This is a genomic window from Sorangium sp. So ce302 (assembly GCF_051530145.1).
In the GTDB taxonomy this organism is placed as follows: Bacteria; Myxococcota_A; Polyangia; order Polyangiales; family Polyangiaceae; genus Sorangium; species Sorangium cellulosum_B.
In genome coordinates this window covers 4,824,756-4,843,957 of record NZ_CP150326.1, presented here as the reverse complement: position 1 = coordinate 4,843,957, position 19,202 = coordinate 4,824,756, and the positions used below count along the sequence as shown (strand labels likewise).

Sequence of the window (19,202 nt, the reverse complement as noted above, 5' to 3'; positions counted from 1 at the left end):
GGCGCCGGGGACGCCAGGAGCAGAGCGAGTTCTTGGCGCGCTCGGCGGTTCGAATTCCTGCTCTTTTTCCGGGGGTTTTAACCCGCTTGTCGATCTAGAAGCGCCCTCGAACACCCGCCGAAAACACGCCCACCGTGAACTCCGCGTCCACCCCGGGATCCTTCGGCGGCGGGGCAGCGGGAGCGGCGGCGCCAAGGCCCTTCGGCTCGTCGAACGCGAAGAGCCCGAACCCCACGGCGGCGGCGAGCAACGACACCCCGCCGGCGACGGCCGCCGCCGCGCCGAGATTGCCGCGCGCGTCGACCGCGGCGTTGTAGCGATCCCGCTCCGACGGCGTGAGCGAGCCCGCGTCCTTCCTGTCCCGCAGCTCGACCGCCTCGCTCTGGCTCGCGAGGGCGAGGCCCCCGAGCACGCCGGTCGCGACGGCGCCCGCCGCGCCGACGCCGAGCACCGTCCACGCGGCGACGCGACGGGACGTCATGCGCAGGTTGGCGTCGAGCCCCACGGCCTGCTCGCGCGTCACGCGGAGCTCCCGCCGGAAGAGCTCGTAGCCAGGCAGCGAGACCTCGACCCCGTGAACCCCCGGCTCGATCGCGATCGCGCCCGCCGTCGGCACCGTCCCCCTCACCTGCCCGTCCACCGCGATGCGCGCGCCGCCCGTGCCCGTCACCCGCAGCTGCGCCGGCTTCACGCGCAGCACGACGTGCCGCGGCATCAGCTCACCGGCGACCGCGACGACCGTGAGCTCTTCCTCGTCGTGCCCCGCCGCCTGCACCCGCACGCGGTGCGGGCCAGGAGCGACCGGCGCCACGAGCGGCGCCGCGACGAACGGCTGGCCATCCACCGACACCCGGGCCCCCTCGGCCGGCGACGACAGCAGGAGGCGCGTCCCGCCCGCCGCCGGCCTCGAGGCCGCCGCGGCGCCGCCGCCCGGCGCCGTCGCGCCCTCGCCGCCCGCCGCCTCCGAGCCCTCGCCGGGGAGCCGCGCCTCCAGCGGCACGAGCGACCCAAGGGCCGTCACCGCCTCCTCGCGGCGCGTCGCCTTCGGATCCTGGCGCAGGTACTCGCGGTAGAGGGCGATCGCGCGGCGCAGCGCGTCCGGCGACGGCTCCGTGAGGTGCTGCCGCCGGAACGCTTGCGCCGCCGAGAACAGGAGCGACGGGCTCGGCACGCGCTCGTGCGCCTCCAGGAACGCCTCCGCGGCGACCTGGTACTGGCCCGCCTCGTAGGCCTGCGCGCCGGCGTTGAAGTAGCTCTCCGCCTGCGCCACCTGCTCGGGCGTCGGGCGCGCGCCCGCCTGGGCCGCGGCGGGCGCCGCGGCGAGGCTCAGCGAGGCCCAGGCGAGCAACGGACCGAAGCAACGCGCCGCCGCCCTCATTGCAGCACCGGCTTGCCGCGGAACACCTTCAGGAAGGCGGAGCTCATCCCCACCGCGAGATCGTCGACGCCATCCCCATCGACGTCGCCCGCGACCAGCGCGACGAAATCGCTGCCGGCCTCCGGCGGAGGCCCGGGGAACGCGGTCTCGATGCGGCGCAGCGCCCGCGCGCCGGCGTCGAGATCGTAGAGCTCGAGCCGCCCGGGCCCGGCCAGGGCGACCTCGAGCGCGACGTCGGCGTCGGCGTTGAGCAGCGCCACGGCGAGGCCCGCGCAGACCTGGTCGCCCTCGCAAGGCTCCGGCGCGACGAGCGCCGTCTCGTCGAAGCCCCCGCCGGCGCGGCCCCAGAGCGCGACGATCTCGCCGCTCGCCGCGCGAGCGAGGAGATCCTGCCGCCCGTCGCCGTCCAGATCCGCGACGAGCGGGCGCGGCGCGTACTTCGGCGGGTTCACGTCCTCCACGATGGCCTTGAACACGTGCGCCGTCTCCTGCCGGGCCGCCTCGACCAGCTTCTCGCCGTCGGCCGCGTACAGCGCGAGCTCGCCGTCGTTCAGCCACACGAGCTCGTCCCGGCGGTCGCCGTCGGTGTCGATCGGCGCGAGCACGCACGCCTCGCACGGCGGCGCCCCCTCGCCGGGCCGGCCGGACGCCTCGGCGCGCAGGTTGTCCCCCTCCGGTGAGACGGAGATCAGCCAGATCTGCGTGCCTTCGGGCACGGGACCGGGCGCGCCCTCGACGGCGAGCTCCGTGATCGCGGCGAGGCGCTGCTGGGGTTCGCCGTCGGCCCCGACCGCGAACATGCCGCCCGCGACGCCGAGGAGCCGCACGGGCAGGATGGAGCTCGGCGCGCCAGGACCAGGCGGCATGCCCCCCGGCGCTCCGGGAGGCGCGGCGAAGTAGAACGGCGCGCGGATGAGGCGATCGCGGCCCCCCTCGATGAGCGCCAGCCCGGAGCCGGAGCCCACCGGCGCGTCGGGCGGCCGCGGGAGACCGCGCAACGCGAAGAGCTGGGCTCCCGTGGCCTCCTGGAGCACGCGGCCCGCGACGAGGCCGCTGGCGAGATCGAGCCGGCCGTGCCCGGCCGGCGCGGAGGGCGCGGCGAAGGCGTTGCCGTAAGCGATGTCGAGCCGGGTCGAGGGCTGCGGAGACGACGGCCGCGCCTGCTGATCGAAGTAGGCGATGTCGTTCACCCGGTCGCCGTCGAAGTCGCCGACGGCGAGGTAGTGGGGCGGGCACTGCGTCGCGACGCGCTGCGTGTAGAACGTGCCGTCCGAGGCGCCGGTGTAGACCGTGATGTCGGGCAGCTGCGTCTCGGTGGCGACGATATCGAGGTGGCCGTCGGCGTTCACGTCGGCGGCGACCGCCTCGCACCCTCCGCCGATCGAGCCGCAGACCGGAGACTGGAACGGCGCGCTGGGGCGGCAGTCGAGCGGCACGAGCTCTGGCCCGGGGCGGTTTGCGTCGAAGTCGCCGGCGACGAAGATCCGGTCCGGATCGGCGAGCGCGGCCTCGAGCTCCGCGTCGTCGAGCGAGAGCGCGCCCGTGCGCTGGTCGGGCGAGCCGCCGGACGGAAGGCTCGGCGTCGCCTGGAAGCGCCCGTCGCCGAGGCCGTACGCGACGTGGAGCTCGCCGCGGTCGGCGCGGATGGCGTTCACGACGATGTCGAGGAAGCCGTCGCCGTTCTGATCGTGCACGGCGAGCGACGCGTTGACGTCGCGGATCCTCGCGCCGCCGCCGAGCTGCACCTCGGGCAGCGCCGCGAGCGCGCTCGAGCCCGCGGGGCCGCAGGCGGCGTAGATGCGGATCCGATCGTCGCCCCGCTTCGCCACGATCGCCTCGTCGCAGGCCGCCGGGTCCGCGGCGGTGTCGCCGTCCAGATCGGCGGCGACCGCGGCCGCGATGTCGCCGGGGGCCACGACGTCGCCGTCGAGCGTCTGCGGCGTCATGGCCGGGTCCGACATCACCGCGATGCGGCCGGCGCCGCCGCTCGCCGGCGGCTCGCCGCCCGTACCGCCGCCGTTCGGGCCCCCCGTCGCGGCGGCTGCTCCGAGGAAGATCAGCGCGGCGTCGCGGCCGCGCAGCCGCGCCGACAGGAGGCGCGCGGCCTCGCTGTCGAGGCGCGTGGTCGCGTAGAGCGTGGGCGCCATGGCCGCGCTCTCCGAGGCGGAGAACACGAAGAGGCCGTTCGCGGCGCCCCCCGGCGCGGAGACCACGTCCCCGCGGCCGGCGACGATGAGCTCGAGCTGGCCGTCGCTCGTGAGGTCGCGCAGGATCGGAGCGGGCGACGTCTCCTCGCTCGACGGCGCCCGGGCGATCGGGAGCGCCTGCTCCGCCTGCGCGCACAGCCCAGGCGCCTGGCTGGGGAGCGCCGAGATCGTGGTGCTCTCGAGCGTCGTGTGCACGAGCTCGTCGCAGCCGTCGGCGTTGATGTCGCCGGCCGAGAGCTCCATCGCCGTGACCATGGTGCGCGCCGAGAGCTCCTCGAACACGCCCGTGGGCCGCCGGCAGACGCCGTCCGCGCCGCACCCGTAGCCGCCGGGGCACGCGAACCCTTCGGCGCCCCCGCAGAGGTAGCGGCACTGGTGCGCGCTCCCGGGCGCGCCGCAGCCTTCCTGCCCGTCGCAGGCCTCGTCCGGCGCCTCGACGACGCGGTTGCCGCAGACGTCCTCCTCGAGCAGCGAGAGGTTCGCGCAGCCAGCCGCCGCGATCGCCAGGACGATCGACGCTCCGTGAGATGCCTTCATGGTCAGGGTGCTCCGCGGAGGCTGTCGAACGCCGGCTTCTCCAGATCGTTGTGGTGCTTGCGGGGTCGGGTCGCCCGGACGCCCGACGGCGCCGTGGTGGACGCAGTGCTGGCCGCCCCGGCGACCGGTGCGGTCGGCGCCGGTCCACCCGCGGCTGCTCCCGGAGCCGCCTGGGGACCGAGGGGCGCGGCGCCCGCGACGGGCGGCGCGCCGGAAGGATCCGCGGCGCCGGACGGCACGCCGGTGGCGCCCGCGCCGGCCAGCGGCGCGCCGAGGGGGCCCTGGGTGCTGGACGGCCCGCCGGTGGCGTCTGCAGCGCCGAGCGGCGCGCCCGTGGCCGCTGTCGGGGCGGCATCGCGGATCGAGGCAGCGTCGCCGCCGGGGCGCAGCGACACGATCGTCCCGGCCATGGCGCCGCCGAGGAGCAGCACCGCGAGCACCCCGGCGCGGCGGGCGCTGGTCCTCGGCGCCCGAACAGGCTCGGCGAGCGGGGCGAACGCCGCCGTCCGGGCGGGCTCGGCCGGCGGGGCGAACGCCGCCGTCTGGCCGATCTCGGCGGGCGCCACCGGGCCCGGCGGCATCGGCTGCGTGCGCCCCGCCGCGACGGCCCCGCTCCCGCCAGGGCTGCGCAGCGTGCCGGAGGAGCCGCCGTTCCCGGAGGCGCCGCTCCGGGACGCGCCGCCCCCGTCCGCGCCGCTGCCCTCCCCCGGATCGAGCGCCTCGACCACGTCGGTCGCCGCCTCGGAGCTGACGTCCTGCGAGCCGACGGACACCACGCGCGCGCTGCTCCTGGGCCGCGCGGCGCCCGCGCTGTCGAGCCCCTCGAGGCCGAGCTTGCGCACCTGCTCGACGAACGCCTGGACCGCTTGGCCCGCCGACCGCGGGCGTTCCTCGGCGCGCTTCGCCAGCATCGCCGTCACCGGGGCGTCGAGCTCGGGCGGGAGGTCCGCGCAGACCTCCGACGCCCGCGGCGGCGGGTGGAGGAGGTGCATCATCATCACGTCCATCATCGACTCGCCCTGGAAGACGAGCGTTCCCGTGAGCACCTCGTGGGCGATCACGCCGAGGGCGTAGATGTCCGAGCGATGGTCGACGCCCTTGCCGCGGACCTGCTCGGGCGACATGTACGCGGGCGTCCCGACGGCGACCCCCGTGGCCGTCTTGTGGGCGAGCGCCTCGTCGGCGAGCTTCGCCACGCCGAAATCGAGCAGCTTGGGGAAGTAGCGGCCGCCCTTCTCGATCGCCACGAAGATGTTCTCGGGCTTCAGATCGCGGTGCGTGATCCCCGCCGCGTGCGCGGCGTCGAGCGCGTCGGCGATGCCCTCGAGGATGGGGACGGCGCGGCCCGGCGAGAGGCGCCCCTCGCGCCGGATCAGCGCGCCGAGCGTGAGCCCGTCGAGCAGCTCCATGACGAAGTAGTGCCGCCCGTCGACGACGCCGAAGGAGAAGATGTCGATGATGTTGCGGTGCCGGATGCGGTTCACCGCGCGCGCCTCGCCGACGAAGCGCGAGACGACGGTCGGATCGGACGCGAACCGCCGGTTCAGCACCTTGATCGCGACCCGCTTGCCGATGAGGGGGTGCTCTCCCGCGTAGACGTCGCCGAACGTCCCCGCGCCGAGCAGCCGCTCGACGCGGTACTCGCCGAGCATCGTGCCCGGCGCCAGCTGCGCGTCCTCCTCGAAGAAGGCCTCGTCCGGCAGCAACGCGTCCCCGTGCTCCGGGCAGGTCGCCACATCCTCCGGATAGACCGAGCGACACGCGGGGCAGGTGGCCATCGACCGTCACGCCAGTCTAGGCGCCGTCGCCAATGATGAACAGCGCGGCGAAGCGCGCCCGCGCCGACCCTGCTCGCTCGCACCGCCGGGCGACCACGTCGCTAGGGTGAGCCGTCGCGCGCGGCGCTCGATCTGGCCGCGGCCCACGCTAGCTTCCGGGCCGAGCGCCCCTGCTCCGGTCCGACGCATGCGCCCCTCTCTCCTGGTCCTCGTGCGCCACGGCCACACCGCCGGTAACCGCGCCGGCCCCGCGACGCCGATGAGCGGGTGGACCGACACGCCGCTCGACGCGCGAGGGCGTGAGGAGGCCGAGGCGCTGCGCCGCCGCCTCGCCGGAGGCCCGGCGTTCGACGCCGTGTATTCCAGCCCGCTGAGCCGCGCGCTCGAGACGGCCCGGATCGCGGCCGGCGCGTGGGGCCCGGTCCGCCCCCACGACGGGCTGCGCGAGATCTGCTGCGGCGACGTGGACGGCCTCCCGATCGAGGAGGTCAAGGCGCGCCACGCCCCGCTCTGGGAGGCGCACCTGCGCCAGGCCGACGACGATTTCCGCTGGCCAGGCGGGGAGAGCTACCGGGAGCTCCGCGCGCGCTGCCTCGCGGCGATCGTGGCGATCGCCGCGGCGCACCCGGGGCAGCGCGTGTTCGCGGTCACGCACGCGGGCGTCATCGGCCAGATCCTCGGGGCGCTGCACGGCATCCCGCCCGCGCGCTGGGAGCCGTTCCGGCCGGGCAACGCCAGCCTCACGTCGCTCTCGTGGCAGGGCGAGCGCGGCGTCCTTTTGCGCTTCGACGACCGCGAGCACCTCAGCTCCAGCACGCGTCGGCCCGGCGGATGACGCGCAGCCAATCCGCCGCGTTCCGTGCCGCGGCCGCGAGCGCGCCGGGCGCGCTCGCGCGGCAGGCCAGCGCGAGGTGGTGCACGAGCGCGCCCGCGAGCGCGTTGGACGCCGCCGCGAACCAGTAAACGTCGCGCAGCGGCCGGGTCAGCGCGGGGGCGAGCCCTCGCGCCGAGAGGTAGCCGGCGAGCAACGTATCGTGGCGGCGCCGCGCCTCCGGCTCCCAGTATCCGAGGGCCTGGAGCCACGAGCTCACGTCCTCCAGCGGCGAGCCCATTCGCGCGCGCGCCCAGTCGAGCAGCACCGGCTCCACGACGCCGTCGCGCCGGCGGACCATGACGTTGCCCGGGTGCACGTCGCCGTGGATCACCGCGCGGCCGAGCGGCTGGAACGCGAGGAGCTGGCGGCGCATCGCGGGCAGCGCCGAGACGACCCGCCGCAGGGCGGGCAGCGCCCGGGCGAGCGCCGGGACCTCGCCGCGGGGCAGGCGCTCGGCCAGCGAGAGCGTATCCCGCGCCATGGCCAGGTTCTCGGCCTCGTAGTCCCAGGCCGGCAGCGCGGCGCCCTGCGCCGTCTCCTCGTGGAGGCGCGCCAGCCGATCGAGCACCCGGGCCGTGTGCCCGCTGTCGGCCCAGGGCCAGGCGTGCGCCGGCTCGATCCGCTCGAGGTAGAGCAGCCAGCGCCCGCGCCCGAGCCGTTCCGCGCCGAGCAGCTCGGGCGAGAAGCGCCGGCCGACGGACCTCGAGAGCCGCCGGTAGACGGCCGCCTCGCGCGCGGCCGTGCCGTGCACGAGCTTGGCCACGAGCGTGACCCGGCGAGCCCCCGCGCCGCCGCGCAGCCGCGCGGTGACGAGCGCGACCTCCGAGCAGAGCCCGCCGGGGAGCGGGTGTATCTCGATGGCCGAGTCGCAGACAGCGTCGCCGTGGCGGGCGACCAGAAAGGCCGTCACCGCGGCGCGATCCAGGGCATCTCGCGTCATCCGTCGCCTCCCCGTCCCCACGATGCGCCGAGGCCAGCTCACGATCCACCCTGCGCCTCGAATCCGATCCATGCGCCTGGCCGCGCCGGAGCGGCGGCGCCCGACCGCGCCGGAGCGACGCACCCGGTCCGGCGCGCCCGTTCGCGCTGGATCCGGTCGCCTGAACGAGTATTCTCCCGTGCGGGTGTCGCGGCGGCGGAGCGCCGCGACAGGTCTTCATGGGACGGTCGGGCCGCCTTCCCCCCCTCGCGCGACGTCGCTCGCGCCTTGGCGGTCCTTTGAGCCAATCCCCGTCTCAGCTCGCCCCCGGAACCTGGGCCCCTGCGCGCCGCATCGCCGAGCGTGTCCTCGGCCCGATCGAGCGCTTCTTGCACGTCGAGGCCGCCAGCGGGATCGTCCTGCTGATCGCGTCCGCCGTCGCCCTCGCGTGGGCGAACTCGCCGTGGGGCGACGCCTACGAGCACCTCTGGCACGTCCCGATCACGCTCAGCGCGGGCTCGCTGGCGTTCACGCAGCCGCTCCACTTCTGGATCAACGAAGGGCTGATGACGATCTTCTTCTTCGTCGTCGGCCTGGAGATCCGGCGGGAGATCCACGAGGGAGAGCTCTCGGATCTCAAGCGCGCGGCGCTGCCGGTCGCCGCGGCGGTGGGCGGCATGATCGCGCCCGCGCTCCTCTACCTGTCGCTCAACGCTTCGCCGGTCTCGCGGCACGGCTGGGGCGTCCCCATGGCGACGGACATCGCGTTCGCCGTGGGCGTCCTGGCGTTGCTCGGCAAGCGCGTGCCCCCTGCCCTGCGCGTGCTCCTGCTCGCGCTCGCCATCATCGACGACATCGGCGCGATCATCGTCATCGCGCTGTTCTACTCGTCGGGCGTCGCGTGGAGCGGCCTGCTCGTCGCGGGCGGCGGGGTGCTCGCGGTGCTGCTGCTCCAGCGCTTCGGCGTCCGCTCGCCCGCCGCCTACGTGGCCCCAGGCGCCGTCGTCTGGTGGGGCATGCTCCGCGCCGGCGTCCACCCCACGATCGCCGGCGTCGCCATCGGACTCCTGACGCCGGTGCGCTCGTGGTTCGGCAGCGACGGGTTCGTCGCCGCGGCGCGCGACGCGGTGGACAGGGTCGCCTCGCTCACCAAGCGCGACGGCTATCGCGCGGACGAGCTGATCAAGCCCCTCGGGCGGATCCGGCAGGCCCAGCGCGAGGCGCTGCCGCCCGTGGTCCGGCTCCAGGCGGCGCTCCACCCGTGGGTCGCGTACGGCATCATGCCGCTGTTCGCCTTCGCCAACGCCGGCGTCCGCGTCGACGGCTCCTCGCTCGGCCACGCGGCCTCGGGGACGATCCTGCTCGGGGTCATGCTCGGCCTGGTCGCCGGCAAGCCGCTCGGCGTCTTCCTCGCGAGCTTCGCGATGGTCCGGCTCGGCGTCTGCGCCTTGCCACGCGGCGTCGGCTGGCGCGGGATCGCGGTCGTGGGCTGCGTCGCGGGCATCGGCTTCACGATGGCGATCTTCATCGCGGGCCTCGCGTTCGACGACGCCGCGATGCTCGCCGCGGCGAAGCTGGGCGTCCTGCTCGCCTCGGGCGTGGCGGCCGTGGTGGGGCTCCTCGTCGGCAGGCTCGCGCTGTCCGGGGCCCCGACGCCCGGCGCGGCGCTGACGCTCGAAGAGGCCGAGACGTCGACGGAGCAGTAGCCGCCGCGGGCGACCGCCCTCGCGGCGGGCCTCAGCGGATGCCGGAGCCCGCACCGGCGGCCGCCGGAGCGCCGGCGTCCGCAGCGGCGTCGGCCGGCGCCGCTGCGGCCGCCGGCGCGCACGGCGAGATCGAGACCAGCGCCCGCCACCGCGCGCCCTGGTGGACGTGCACCCGATCCGAGCGGAGGGCCGGCAGCGACCGGAGCGCCGCGAGGACCGCGTCGAGCTCACCGCTCGGCTTCTCCCCGCTCGGCTTCTCCCCGGGGTTCGGGGGCACCTCGACGCACCCGTGGAGCGCTTCCACGTCGTCCACCCAGGCGAGCGCCGGCCCGGCTGCCTGGAGCCAGGACCACCCGCCCGGCGGCTCGGCGACGATCGGCTCGGGCGAGATGGCGCGGTCCTGCACGGCGATCTCCGCGCCGACCTCGCGCGAGAGCGCGCGCCCGAGCAGGTCGCCCGCCGGGGCGCCGAGCTCGGGACCGACGTGCACCACCTCCACGACGGCCGGCTCGTTCTCCGGGAACCGGAGCCGCCACGCGACGAGCGGCCCCGCCGCGTGCGGCCACGCGCCGGCGAGCGACTTCGCGAGCTCCTGGCGGACGAGCACGAGCTCGGGCTCCTTGGGCGCCACGTCGATGGGCGTCGAGCTCGCCCTGACCGACGCCGCCACCTCCTGCAGCGCGCTCGCGTCGAGGACGGCGATCACGTCGACCTTCGGGGTGATGCCCGCGACGGCGGCGATCTGGTCGCGCAGGGCGTGCTCGATCCGCTCCGCCTCGTCGGCTCGGCCGAGCATCACGAGGCGCACGACGACGCTGCCGTGATCGACCGAGACGTTCGACCGCACCGCGCTCTGCGGCAGCGCGTCCAGCATGCGCACGATCGCCGTTCGGACGCGCACCTGCCACGACACGCGCGCGAGCGCCTCCCGGAGCGGGAAATACACGGCCCCGAGGAGCGCGAGCGGCATGAGCACGCGCAAGATCCACCCGTGGCGGAGCTCGAAGAAGACCTGCAGCGCGCGCGCCACGCGGCGGATCGCGCCCGGCTTCTGCTTCGCGAGCTCCGCGTGCTCCAGCTCCGCGGTGCTGACGGCGCTGTAGCCGAGGAGCAGGAAGGAGAGGATGGCAAACAGGAGGATCGCGCAGAGGTTCGCCGTGAAGAGCAGCGCGGCGCCGCTCGCGACGCTCTTCGTCCGGGTTCCGATCCCGTAGCCGATCACGCAGAGGGGGGGTACGAGCGCGATGCCGATCGCCGTGCCCGCGGCCGTCGAGGTCGTGTCCGAGCCGGGCCGCGCGGTGGTGTAGGCGGCCGCGATCGCGCAGAAGATCGCGATGAGCAGATCGAGCGCCGTCGGCGAGGTGCGCGCGGCGATCTCCGAGGTCACCTCGTAGAACGGCAGCATCAGCGTGAGGACCGTGGCGCTCGTCACGACCATGACGACGCTGAAGGCGACGCGCGTGAAGGAGCGCAGCGCCAGGAACGGCGAGCCGATCGCGAGGCCCATCCCGAGCTCGACGATGGGCCCCATGAGCGGCGAGATCAGCATCGCGCCGATGACGACCGCCCCGCTGCCGAGGACGAGCCCGAGCGAGGCGATGCCCATGGCGAGGAAGAGCTGGAGCCAGTAGCCCGCGGCCCCCCGGGCGCTCCGCTCCAGCATGCTCCGGACGAGGGCCTCGCGGGCCTCGGGCTCGATGCCGAGCGCGGCCGCGATGCGGTCCTGCAGGGCCGCCCCTGCGGGCTGCCCGGACGGCCTCTCTTCGGGCGATTCACGGCCGGGATCTCGATCCATGGCGCGCCTTATAACGCGCCTCTCCGCCGCGCTCGCCCCGGGAAACGCGGGCCGCTCGTGGACAGCGCCGCGCCGCGAGCGGCGGCGGCTTCGGGCCGGGAAGAAAGGCATGAATCAGGCGTAGAACGAGCGTGGAAAGCGCGTGGACCCCGGCGCGGGTCAGGCGTGGATCCCGGCGTCGAGCCCCGCGTGGCCGGCGTGGCCGGCGTGGCCGGCGTGGCCGGCGTGGATCGAGCGCAGGAGGCGCCGCACCGCGCCTGCGTCGGGCAGCCGGTAGGCGGCGCGGCTGCTCTCGTTGCCGACGTGGATGGTGTACGCGGACGGCGGCAGCGCCGCGAAGGTGTCTTCGTCCGTGCGGTCGTCGCCGATCGCGATCACCGCCGCCCTCGCCGAGACATCGTCCAGGATGCGCGGCACCACCCTGCCCTTGTGGACGCCGCGCGGCCGGACCTCGACCACCTTCGCGCCGGCGAGGAGCTCCAGGGTATCCATGGGGAGGCGCTCCTCGAGGCGCGCGCGCAGCTCGCGCACGTGATGGCTCCCGAGCTCGGGCTCGGCCGTGCGGTAGTGCCACGCCAGGGTCACCGTCTTCTCCTCGATGAAGCTGCCCGGGGTGCGCCGGGTGACGCCCTCGAGGATCGCCCGCGCCTCGCCCTTCCAGGCGGCGGCGTCCGGCTCGAGCGCGACCCAGTCGCCGCTCGCCTTGGGCCGCGACCAGAAGCCGTGCTCGGCGTGCAGGTGGAGCGGCAGCGCGCCGAGCCAGCGCTCGATGTCGGCGCGCCGGCGGCCGCTCACGATGTGCACGCAGTCGCGCTCGGAAAGCGCCCCGAGCAGCGCGAGCAGCTCCTCGTCCGGCGCGGCGAGGTCCGGCACCGGCGCGAACGGGACCAGCGTGCCGTCGTAGTCGAGGATCCACACGCGCTGCGGCGCGAGGCGCATGCGCTCGACGACGCCCTCGGGCATCCCTCGGCGCGACGGCGCGGCGGCCCCCGCGGGCTCCGGCGCCGCGGCGCGGTCGAGCTCGTCGAGGAACGCCTGCGCCCAAGCGTGGACGTCGTGCGTCGCCACGCGGCGGCGCAGCGCCGCCATCCGGCGCTGCTGCTCGACGGGCGGCATGGCGATCGCCTGCTTCACGGCAGCGGCGACCGAGCCGATGTCGTACGGGTTGACGGAGATCGCCTCCGCGAGCTCGGAGGACGCGCCCGCGAACTCGCTCAGGATCAGGGCGCCGTCGTCGTCGACCCGCGCGGCGACGTACTCCTTCGCGACGAGGTTCATGCCGTCGCGCAGCGGGGTCACGAGCATCACGTCGGCGGCGAGGTAGAGCGCGACCACCTGCTCGAGCGGCAGCGAGCGGTGCATGTAGTGGATCGGCGTCGCGTACGTCGTGCCGTACTGCCCGTTGATGCGGCCGACCATCTCGTGCACGATCCGCCGGAAGTCGGTGTACGCGCCGGCCATCTCCCGCGTGGGCACGGCGAGCTGGAGGAAGCGGACCCGATCGCGCAGCTCCGGCTCGCGCTCGAGGAACCGCTCGATCGCGAGCAGGCGGCGCGGGATCCCCTTCGTGTAATCGAGCCGGTCGATCCCGAGCACGATCTTGCGGCCGCGCGCCTCGGCGCGGATGCGCGCCACCTCCTCCCGCACGCCGGGGTGGTCCGCGAGCCGCTCGATCTCGGCGGCGTCGATGCTGATGGGGTGGACCCCCAGCGCGACCGTGCGCCCGTCGTGCTCGATCACCGCCTCGCCCGGATCGACGCCGAGCACGTGCGCCGCCGACGCCGCGAAGTTCCTGCGGTAGGCGGCCGTGTGGAAGCCGATCAGGTCCGCGCCGAGCAGCCCGCGGACGATCTGCTCCCGCCACGGGAGGATGCGGAAGACCTCGGCGGACGGGAACGGGACGTGGAGGAAGAAGCCGATCCGCGCCCCGGGGAGGCGCCGCCGGAGGAGCGCCGGGAGGAGCAGGAGCTGGTAGTCGTGCACCCAGATCGCGTCGCCCGGCGTGTACTGCGCGGCGACGACGTCGGCGAAGCGCTCGTTGACGCGCTGGTAGGCCTCCCAGTCGAGCTCGGCGTCGAGGTTCACCTTGTCGAGCAGGTAGTGGAGCAGGGGCCACAGGACGCCGTTCGAGAAGCCGTCGTAGAAGCGGTGCTGCTCCGCGGCGCCGAGGTGCACGGGCACGGCGCGCATCCCGGCGAGCGCCACGTCGGCGTCCCTCCGCTGCTCCGGGGAGAGGCTCGCGACGCTGCCCGGCCAGCCTATCCAGACCGCGCAGTGCCGCTCGTGGGGGCCGCGCATGGCGGCGGCGAGGCCGCCCGAGGAGCGCGTGAGGCAGAGCGCGCCGCGGTCGACGCGCACGCTGATCGGGAGACGGTTGGAGACGATGAGCAGTCGGGCCATGGAACTCCCCTCCTTGGCGGCGACGAGGCGCCGCTCCCCGGGCGTGAGGCGCGGCACCTCCCTCATCCGCCGGGCGCGAGGCGCGCCGGCGCAGGGACGAGCCGCGCGCCGCGAGGCGCGGTGCCGCGAGCCGTCGGAAACGAACAGGGCGCGACGCCCACCGCGGGATCGCCGCGGGCGAGCGGCCGAACGAATTCTTTGAACTCAAAACATGTCGCGCGGCGTCGCGCAAGCTGATCCGGCACGCCGGGGGGCGTCGCGCGTCGATCGATCCCCCACGTCGCGGCGCCGGAGTGTCGCGGCGCGTCGAGCGCCGATGGAGGGCAACGCGGGTTGCTGGACCGGCAGGTATGAGGGCATGTCGCGGATCTCTGGCGGCAGCGACACGGCGCGCCGCTGCAAGGGGAGAACAATCTCCACACGCAAAAACAATACGGGGTGGTTCGAGCAGTTATCGTCTGTGCCCGGCATGGGCGGTGGCCAGCGGGCGGACGCCGTGGAGGCCGCGCGCGGCCATCGGGGCGCGCCCGTGCGGTGCTGGTGATCGCGGATCATCGGGGGCGCGTTCGGAGCGCGCTGCGTCTGGGCAGGAGCCACGGCGGCGCCTGTCGCAGCCTACCCAGTGAGCGCAGGCGTCATGATGGGCCAGGCGAGAGATTGCCCGCCAGATCGCCTCCACACCCGACGGATGGGCGCGAACGCTGCGGGGCTGAAGAGTCTGCGCATGGTGGAGATGCCCGAAAGGCTGGGGACCTCGCCGCGCACGCCGACGCCTTTCGCCAAGGCGATCGCCGCTCTAGGTCTCCGCCCGGGGGTGACGCGTGTCGCTGACGGGAAGGCGCCTGTGGGCGCGGCTGCCGCGCTGGATTCCGTGCGTGCTCGCGCTGGTCTCCGCGCTCCTCACGTCGAGGGCGCGGGCCGGGGCCGCGCCGATCGTCCATGTCGCGCCGATCCACGGCGAGATCGACGCCGGGCTGTCCGCCTTCGTCCAGCGGGCCATCGGCGCGGCCGAGGCGGCAGGGGCGAGCGCGCTGATCCTGCCCACGAACACGCTCGGCGGTCGCGTCGACGCGGCCATCGCCATCCGCGACGCGCTGCTCGCGACCCCGCTCCGCACCGTCGTCTTCGTCGATCAACGGGCGATCTCGGCGGGCGCGCTCATCGCGCTCGCGGCAGAGCAGATCGTGATGGCGGACGGCGCGACCCTCGGCGCCGCGGCGCCGGTGCGCGCGGGGGCGGAGGGCGCGGAGCCCGCCGGGGAGAAGGCGACCTCGTACGTCAGGAAGGAGTTCCGCTCGACCGCCGAGCGCCGCGGCCGGCCGCCGGAGCTCGCCGAGGCGATGGTGGACGAGGACGTCGCCGTCGAGGGGGTCGTGGGGCCGGGGAAGCTGCTCACGCTCACGACCGCCGAGGCGCTGGCGCTCGGCGTCGCGGACGCCCGGGCGGACGGCATGGATGCCGTGCTCGCCCGGCTCGGCCTCGAGGGGGCGGAGCTCCGCCACCTGTCGCCGAGCTGGGCAGAGCGTGCGCTCCGGTTCCTGACGACGCCTGTCATGAGCTCGCTCCTCCTGAGCCTCGGGATGATGGGCCTGCTGATCGAGCTGCGCACGCCGGGGTTCGGCGTCCCGGGCCTCGTGGGCGCCACCAGCCTGGTGCTGTTCTTCTGGGCGCAATGGCTGCTGGCCCTCGTCGGCTGGGAGGAGATCGCGCTCGCGGTGGCCGGCGTGCTGCTCCTCGCCCTGGAGGTGTTCGTGATCCCCGGCTTCGGCGTCGCCGGCGTCCTCGGCACGATCGCGCTGCTCGCCGGCCTGAGCATGAGCCTGGTCGGCGCGGGCGTGACGATCGAGCGCGCCCTCGAGGCCGTCGCCCAGGTCGCGCTGTCCATCGCGCTGGCGCTGGCCGGCGTGCTCGTCGCACTGCGCTTCCTGCCGCGGCTCCCGTTCGGGCAGCGGCTGATCCTGGCGACGAGCCTCGGCGCGGACGTCGCCGGCGGCCCGCCAGCCCAGGCCAGAGGACCGCTGGTGGGCGAGCGCGGCGTCGCCGCGTCGCCGCTCCGGCCGGCCGGGATCGCCCACATCGGGGGGGCGCGGATCGATGTGGTGTCGGAAGCCGAGTACATCGCGGCCGGAGAGGCGGTCGAGGTGATCCGCGTCGACGGCAACCGCGTCGTCGTGCGCCGGACCGCGGCGCAAGGGGATGGGGGGATGAGGGGATGATGGGTGTCGATCTGGGCCTGGTCGGGCTCGTCCTGCTGGTGCTGGCGGCGATGTTTCTCGGGCTCTACATGATCCCGGTCCCTCTCTGGATCGCGGCCTGGGCCTCGGGCGCGTATGTCGGGCTGTTCACGCTCGTCGGGATGCGGTTCCGGCGCGTCCCGCCGGGCACGGTGGTCAACGCGCGCATCAGCGCCGTCAAGGCGGGGCTCGACATCTCCGTCAACGACCTCGAGGCGCACTACCTCGCCGGCGGCAACGTGGTGCGCGTGGTCAACGCCCTCATCTCGGCCGACAAGGCGAACATCCCGATGCCGTTCAAACGCGCGGCGGCCATCGACCTGGCCGGCCGCGACGTGCTCGAGGCGGTGAAGATGTCCGTGATCCCGAAGGTCATCGAGACCGCGCGCGTCGCGGCGGTCGCGAAGGACGGTATCCAGCTCATCGCGGTCTCCCGCGTGACCGTCCGGACCAACATCGAGCGGCTCGTGGGCGGGGCGGGCGAACAGACGATCATCGCCCGCGTCGGGGAGGGCATGGTGAGCACCATCGGATCGGCGGCCACGCACAAGGAGGTGCTCGAGAACCCCGATCACATCTCGAAGAACATCCTCTCGCGGGGGCTCGACGCGGGGACGGCGTACGAGATCCTCTCCATCGACATCGCGGACGTCGACGTGGGCGCGAACATCGGCGCCAAGCTGCAGATCGACCAGGCCAACGCGGACAAGCAGATCGCCCAGGCCAAGGCGGAGGAGCGGCGCGCGATGGCGGTCGCGCTGGAGCAGGAGATGCGGGCGCGGGTCGTCGAGGCCGAGGCCGAGGTGCCGCGCGCCATGGCCGACGCGTTCCGCCGGGGGAACCTCGGCGTCATGGACTATCTCCGGCTGAAGAACGTCCAGGCGGACACCGACATGCGCGGCGCCATCGCCTCGGACATGAGCAGCGCCGACGGGACCACGGAGGCGCTCCGCGAGCGGAGAGGGCACCCGTGACGCTGGTGGACCTGCTGCTTCTCGCGCTCTTCTTGCTCTTCGCTCTGATCTCCTGGCTCGGCGCGGCGCTCGGCAGGACGCGAGTGCGGCGTCAGGAAGGCGGGGCGCTCCCGCGCGCGCCGTATGGCGGGATGCTGCGTGCGCCGTACGACGAGATAGCAACCGGCCGACCCGCGCCCGCCGCGCCGCCGCCAGCGGCGCAGACCGGGGCGCCGTCGACGACGGGCGTCTCCGACGCGGGCGCCGGGGCGCGCGTGTCGCGGCACGAGAAACTGCGAAGCGCGCTGCGCCATCGGGACAGCTTGCGACAGGCGTTTGCTCTGGCGGAGATCCTGGATCGCAGGCTGGACCGCGACGGCTGAGCGGACGAGCTGCGCTCGCCGCACGTGTCTGCCGTCGCCGCAGCTTCGTGTTGGTGTGGAGGACGGGCGCGCCGCGCCGTAGGTGACTATCCGGCGGAAGCGGCGACACCGCTGGGGACCGTGATCATCATGCTCGAGCTCGGCACATCCAGACCCGCTCATCATGGGCCCGCCCGAGGGGGACGAGATGCGGCTCGCGCCACCGCGGGCTTGCGAGCGGCGTTCCTACGACGTCAGGGCACGTGAAGCGCGGCGCCTGCGCCGTGGCCTGGAAGGGCGCGCGGGCGCCGGGCCGGCCGGCGTTCGAAGCCGCCGACGCGATGCGGGGCCGCTGTCATAATGCCTCCCATGTCCGCGAATCATCAGCGCCCGCCCGACGATGGACAGCCGAGGTCGGGCGCGGAGGCGGGCGGGGCGAGCCTCCGATCCATCGTTCGGAGAATGATCGCGCTCATGGCGGCGCTCCTGTTGCTCTCAGCAGCGGGAATGGGCCTGCTCACCACGTTCCTGCACCGGACGTCGCGCCTCATTGACGACAGCGTCGAGAGCGTACGACTGGCGATGGATCTGCAGCAGCAGATGACCCAGTACAACCGCCTCAGCAACCTCGCGCTGGCGTCGGCGGAGGGCGCGCTCACGTCCGCCAAGGACGCCCGGCCTGCGCTGGGGGCGATCGTCGCCGGCGCGGAGCGGCGCCTCGTCGAGGTACGCAAATACGTCCGCAGCCGGGAGGAGGAGCTGCTGCTGCACGAGGTGGAGCAGCGCATGCACGAATACTTCGCCTCCCAGAGGGCCCTCCTCGAGCGCCGCGTGACGCCGGGCGAAGCCATCCGGACCTCCGCGCCCCTGCTCGACGCCGCGATGACGAGCCTCGAGGACTTCGTCGACAAGAAGCGCCGGCAGGCCCAGGCCGCGATGCGCCAGGCCGCCGCCTGGAATTCGACGGCGAACGTGCTGAGTATCGGGGTCGCCCTGCTCGCCGCGATCGCGATCGTGGCGTCGCTCGTCGCCCTGGAGCGCTTCGTCCATTCCCCGCTGTCGGAGCTCGAGCGGGCCATCGAGCGCTTCGCGCGCGGCGACAAGACCGCGCGCGCCCGGGCCACGGGGCCCGCGGAGCTGCGCTCGATCGCGGGCGTGTTCAACCGCATGGCGGACAGGCTGGTCTGCCAGGAGGAGAATCAGCTCACCTTCATCGCCGGCGTCGCCCACGACCTCCGCAACCCGCTGACGGCGCTCCAGATGAAGGTCGGCAGGTTCGACCCGACCGGCCCGGCGCCGACCGCGGAGCATGCCCGGCGGGCGAACGATCTCGTCGCACGGCAGGTCGCTCGGATGGATCGGCTCGTCGGCGACCTCCTGGACGCCACCCGGATCCACGCCGGCCGGATCGAGCTCAAGCTGGAGGCCTGCGATCTGCGCGAGCTCGCGCGCGAGGCGGCGGAGCTCTTCCGACCTCTGTCATCGGCTCATGAGATCATCGTCTCGAGCGCCGCGGGACCGGTGGCCGCCCGCTGTGATCCGTCGCGCATCGCGCAGGTGCTCAACAACCTCATCAGCAATGCCATCAAGTATTCTCCTCAGCGAGGAGAGATCACCGTCTCCGTGGGAGAGGACCGCGATCGTGCCTTCGTCACGGTCGCCGATCAGGGCATCGGCATCGAGCCGGAGGACGTCGAGCGGATCTTCGAGCCGTTCCGCCGCGTCGGCGGGTGCCGCGAGCTGGTGCCCGGCGTGGGGCTCGGGCTGTGGCTCGCGCGGCGCATCGCCGAGGCGCACGGCGGATCACTCGGCGTGAGCAGCGCGCCGGGCCAGGGATCGGTCTTCCGCCTCGAGCTGCCCCTCGTGGAGGGCGCGGCGTTGCCCAGCGCCCGGGCGGCATCGACGCCGCGAAGCTGAGCGCGCGTACGCGAGAGATCCGCCGCGACGATGACGACGATCCGCTCGACATCGTCAGTTACCGCTGGACGTCCCCAGCCCGGATGTCCAGGGACATGGCTGACGAGACGCAATCACGCCGGCGCACGGGGTGGCTGAATAC

General features: G+C 74.5%; 12 protein-coding genes. 6 read left to right on the top strand and 6 right to left on the bottom strand.

Annotation, left to right across the window (positions count from 1 at the left end):
- Window positions 1–94 precede the first annotated feature (94 nt).
- Genes WME73_RS18330 through WME73_RS18320 form a run of 3 tightly spaced genes read right to left on the bottom strand, consistent with a single transcriptional unit; the run spans window position 95 to window position 5,900 of the window.
- Window positions 95–1,378 carry a PEGA domain-containing protein gene (locus WME73_RS18330; RefSeq protein ID WP_437916514.1) on the bottom strand — a complete coding sequence of 428 codons (1,284 nt, stop codon included), beginning with the start codon at window positions 1,376–1,378 and terminating at the stop codon, window positions 95–97.
- Entirely contained in the window at window positions 1,375–4,122 is a 2,748-nt protein-coding gene (locus tag WME73_RS18325; protein WP_437916513.1) for an FG-GAP repeat domain-containing protein, read from the bottom strand. The genes WME73_RS18330 and WME73_RS18325 overlap by 4 nt, the downstream gene beginning before the upstream one ends.
- Window positions 4,123–4,124: 2 nt before the next feature.
- Window positions 4,125–5,900, bottom strand: a complete 1,776-nt coding sequence (locus WME73_RS18320) for a serine/threonine-protein kinase (protein ID WP_437916512.1) — start codon at window positions 5,898–5,900, stop codon at window positions 4,125–4,127.
- A 187-nt stretch (window positions 5,901–6,087) separates the two neighbouring features.
- On the opposite strand from WME73_RS18320, the gene WME73_RS18315 reads away from it, so the two are divergent.
- Window positions 6,088–6,735, top strand: coding sequence for a histidine phosphatase family protein (locus WME73_RS18315; protein ID WP_437746725.1), 648 nt, complete (start codon window positions 6,088–6,090; stop codon window positions 6,733–6,735).
- On the opposite strand, the gene WME73_RS18310 is transcribed toward WME73_RS18315, so the two are convergent.
- Window positions 6,704–7,714, bottom strand: coding sequence for a phosphotransferase family protein (locus tag WME73_RS18310; protein ID WP_437916511.1), 1,011 nt, complete (start codon window positions 7,712–7,714; stop codon window positions 6,704–6,706). The genes WME73_RS18315 and WME73_RS18310 overlap by 32 nt on opposite strands.
- Before the next feature lie 278 nt (window positions 7,715–7,992).
- On the opposite strand from WME73_RS18310, the gene nhaA reads away from it, so the two are divergent.
- On the top strand, window positions 7,993–9,399 hold the full coding sequence (nhaA, locus tag WME73_RS18305) for a Na+/H+ antiporter NhaA (protein WP_437916510.1): 1,407 nt from the start codon (window positions 7,993–7,995) through the stop codon (window positions 9,397–9,399).
- Window positions 9,400–9,430: 31 nt separating this feature from the next.
- Here the strand turns inward: nhaA and WME73_RS18300 are convergent, their stop codons facing one another.
- Window positions 9,431–11,194, bottom strand: coding sequence for a DUF389 domain-containing protein (locus WME73_RS18300; RefSeq protein ID WP_437746722.1), 1,764 nt, complete (start codon window positions 11,192–11,194; stop codon window positions 9,431–9,433).
- Between the two features lie 159 nt (window positions 11,195–11,353).
- Window positions 11,354–13,594 carry a bifunctional alpha,alpha-trehalose-phosphate synthase (UDP-forming)/trehalose-phosphatase gene (locus tag WME73_RS18295; RefSeq protein WP_437916509.1) on the bottom strand — a complete coding sequence of 747 codons (2,241 nt, stop codon included), beginning with the start codon at window positions 13,592–13,594 and terminating at the stop codon, window positions 11,354–11,356.
- 821 nt (window positions 13,595–14,415) lie between these two features.
- On the opposite strand from WME73_RS18295, the gene WME73_RS18290 reads away from it, so the two are divergent.
- The 4 genes from WME73_RS18290 to WME73_RS18275 all read left to right on the top strand — a co-directional run bounded on the left by WME73_RS18290 (window position 14,416) and on the right by WME73_RS18275 (window position 19,060).
- Window positions 14,416–15,810, top strand: coding sequence for an NfeD family protein (locus WME73_RS18290; protein WP_437916508.1), 1,395 nt, complete (start codon window positions 14,416–14,418; stop codon window positions 15,808–15,810).
- The gene (gene floA / locus WME73_RS18285; RefSeq protein ID WP_437746719.1) at window positions 15,810–16,802 is read left to right on the top strand and encodes a flotillin-like protein FloA; all 993 of its coding nucleotides are present in this window, start codon (window positions 15,810–15,812) and stop codon (window positions 16,800–16,802) included. Before WME73_RS18290 ends, floA begins: the two co-directional genes overlap by 1 nt.
- A complete protein-coding gene (locus tag WME73_RS18280; protein ID WP_437916507.1) occupies window positions 16,799–17,164 on the top strand; it encodes a hypothetical protein in 366 nt (121 codons plus the stop codon). The genes floA and WME73_RS18280 overlap by 4 nt, the downstream gene beginning before the upstream one ends.
- Before the next feature lie 348 nt (window positions 17,165–17,512).
- The gene (locus tag WME73_RS18275) at window positions 17,513–19,060 is read left to right on the top strand and encodes an ATP-binding protein (protein ID WP_437916506.1); all 1,548 of its coding nucleotides are present in this window, start codon (window positions 17,513–17,515) and stop codon (window positions 19,058–19,060) included.
- Window positions 19,061–19,202 lie beyond the last annotated feature (142 nt).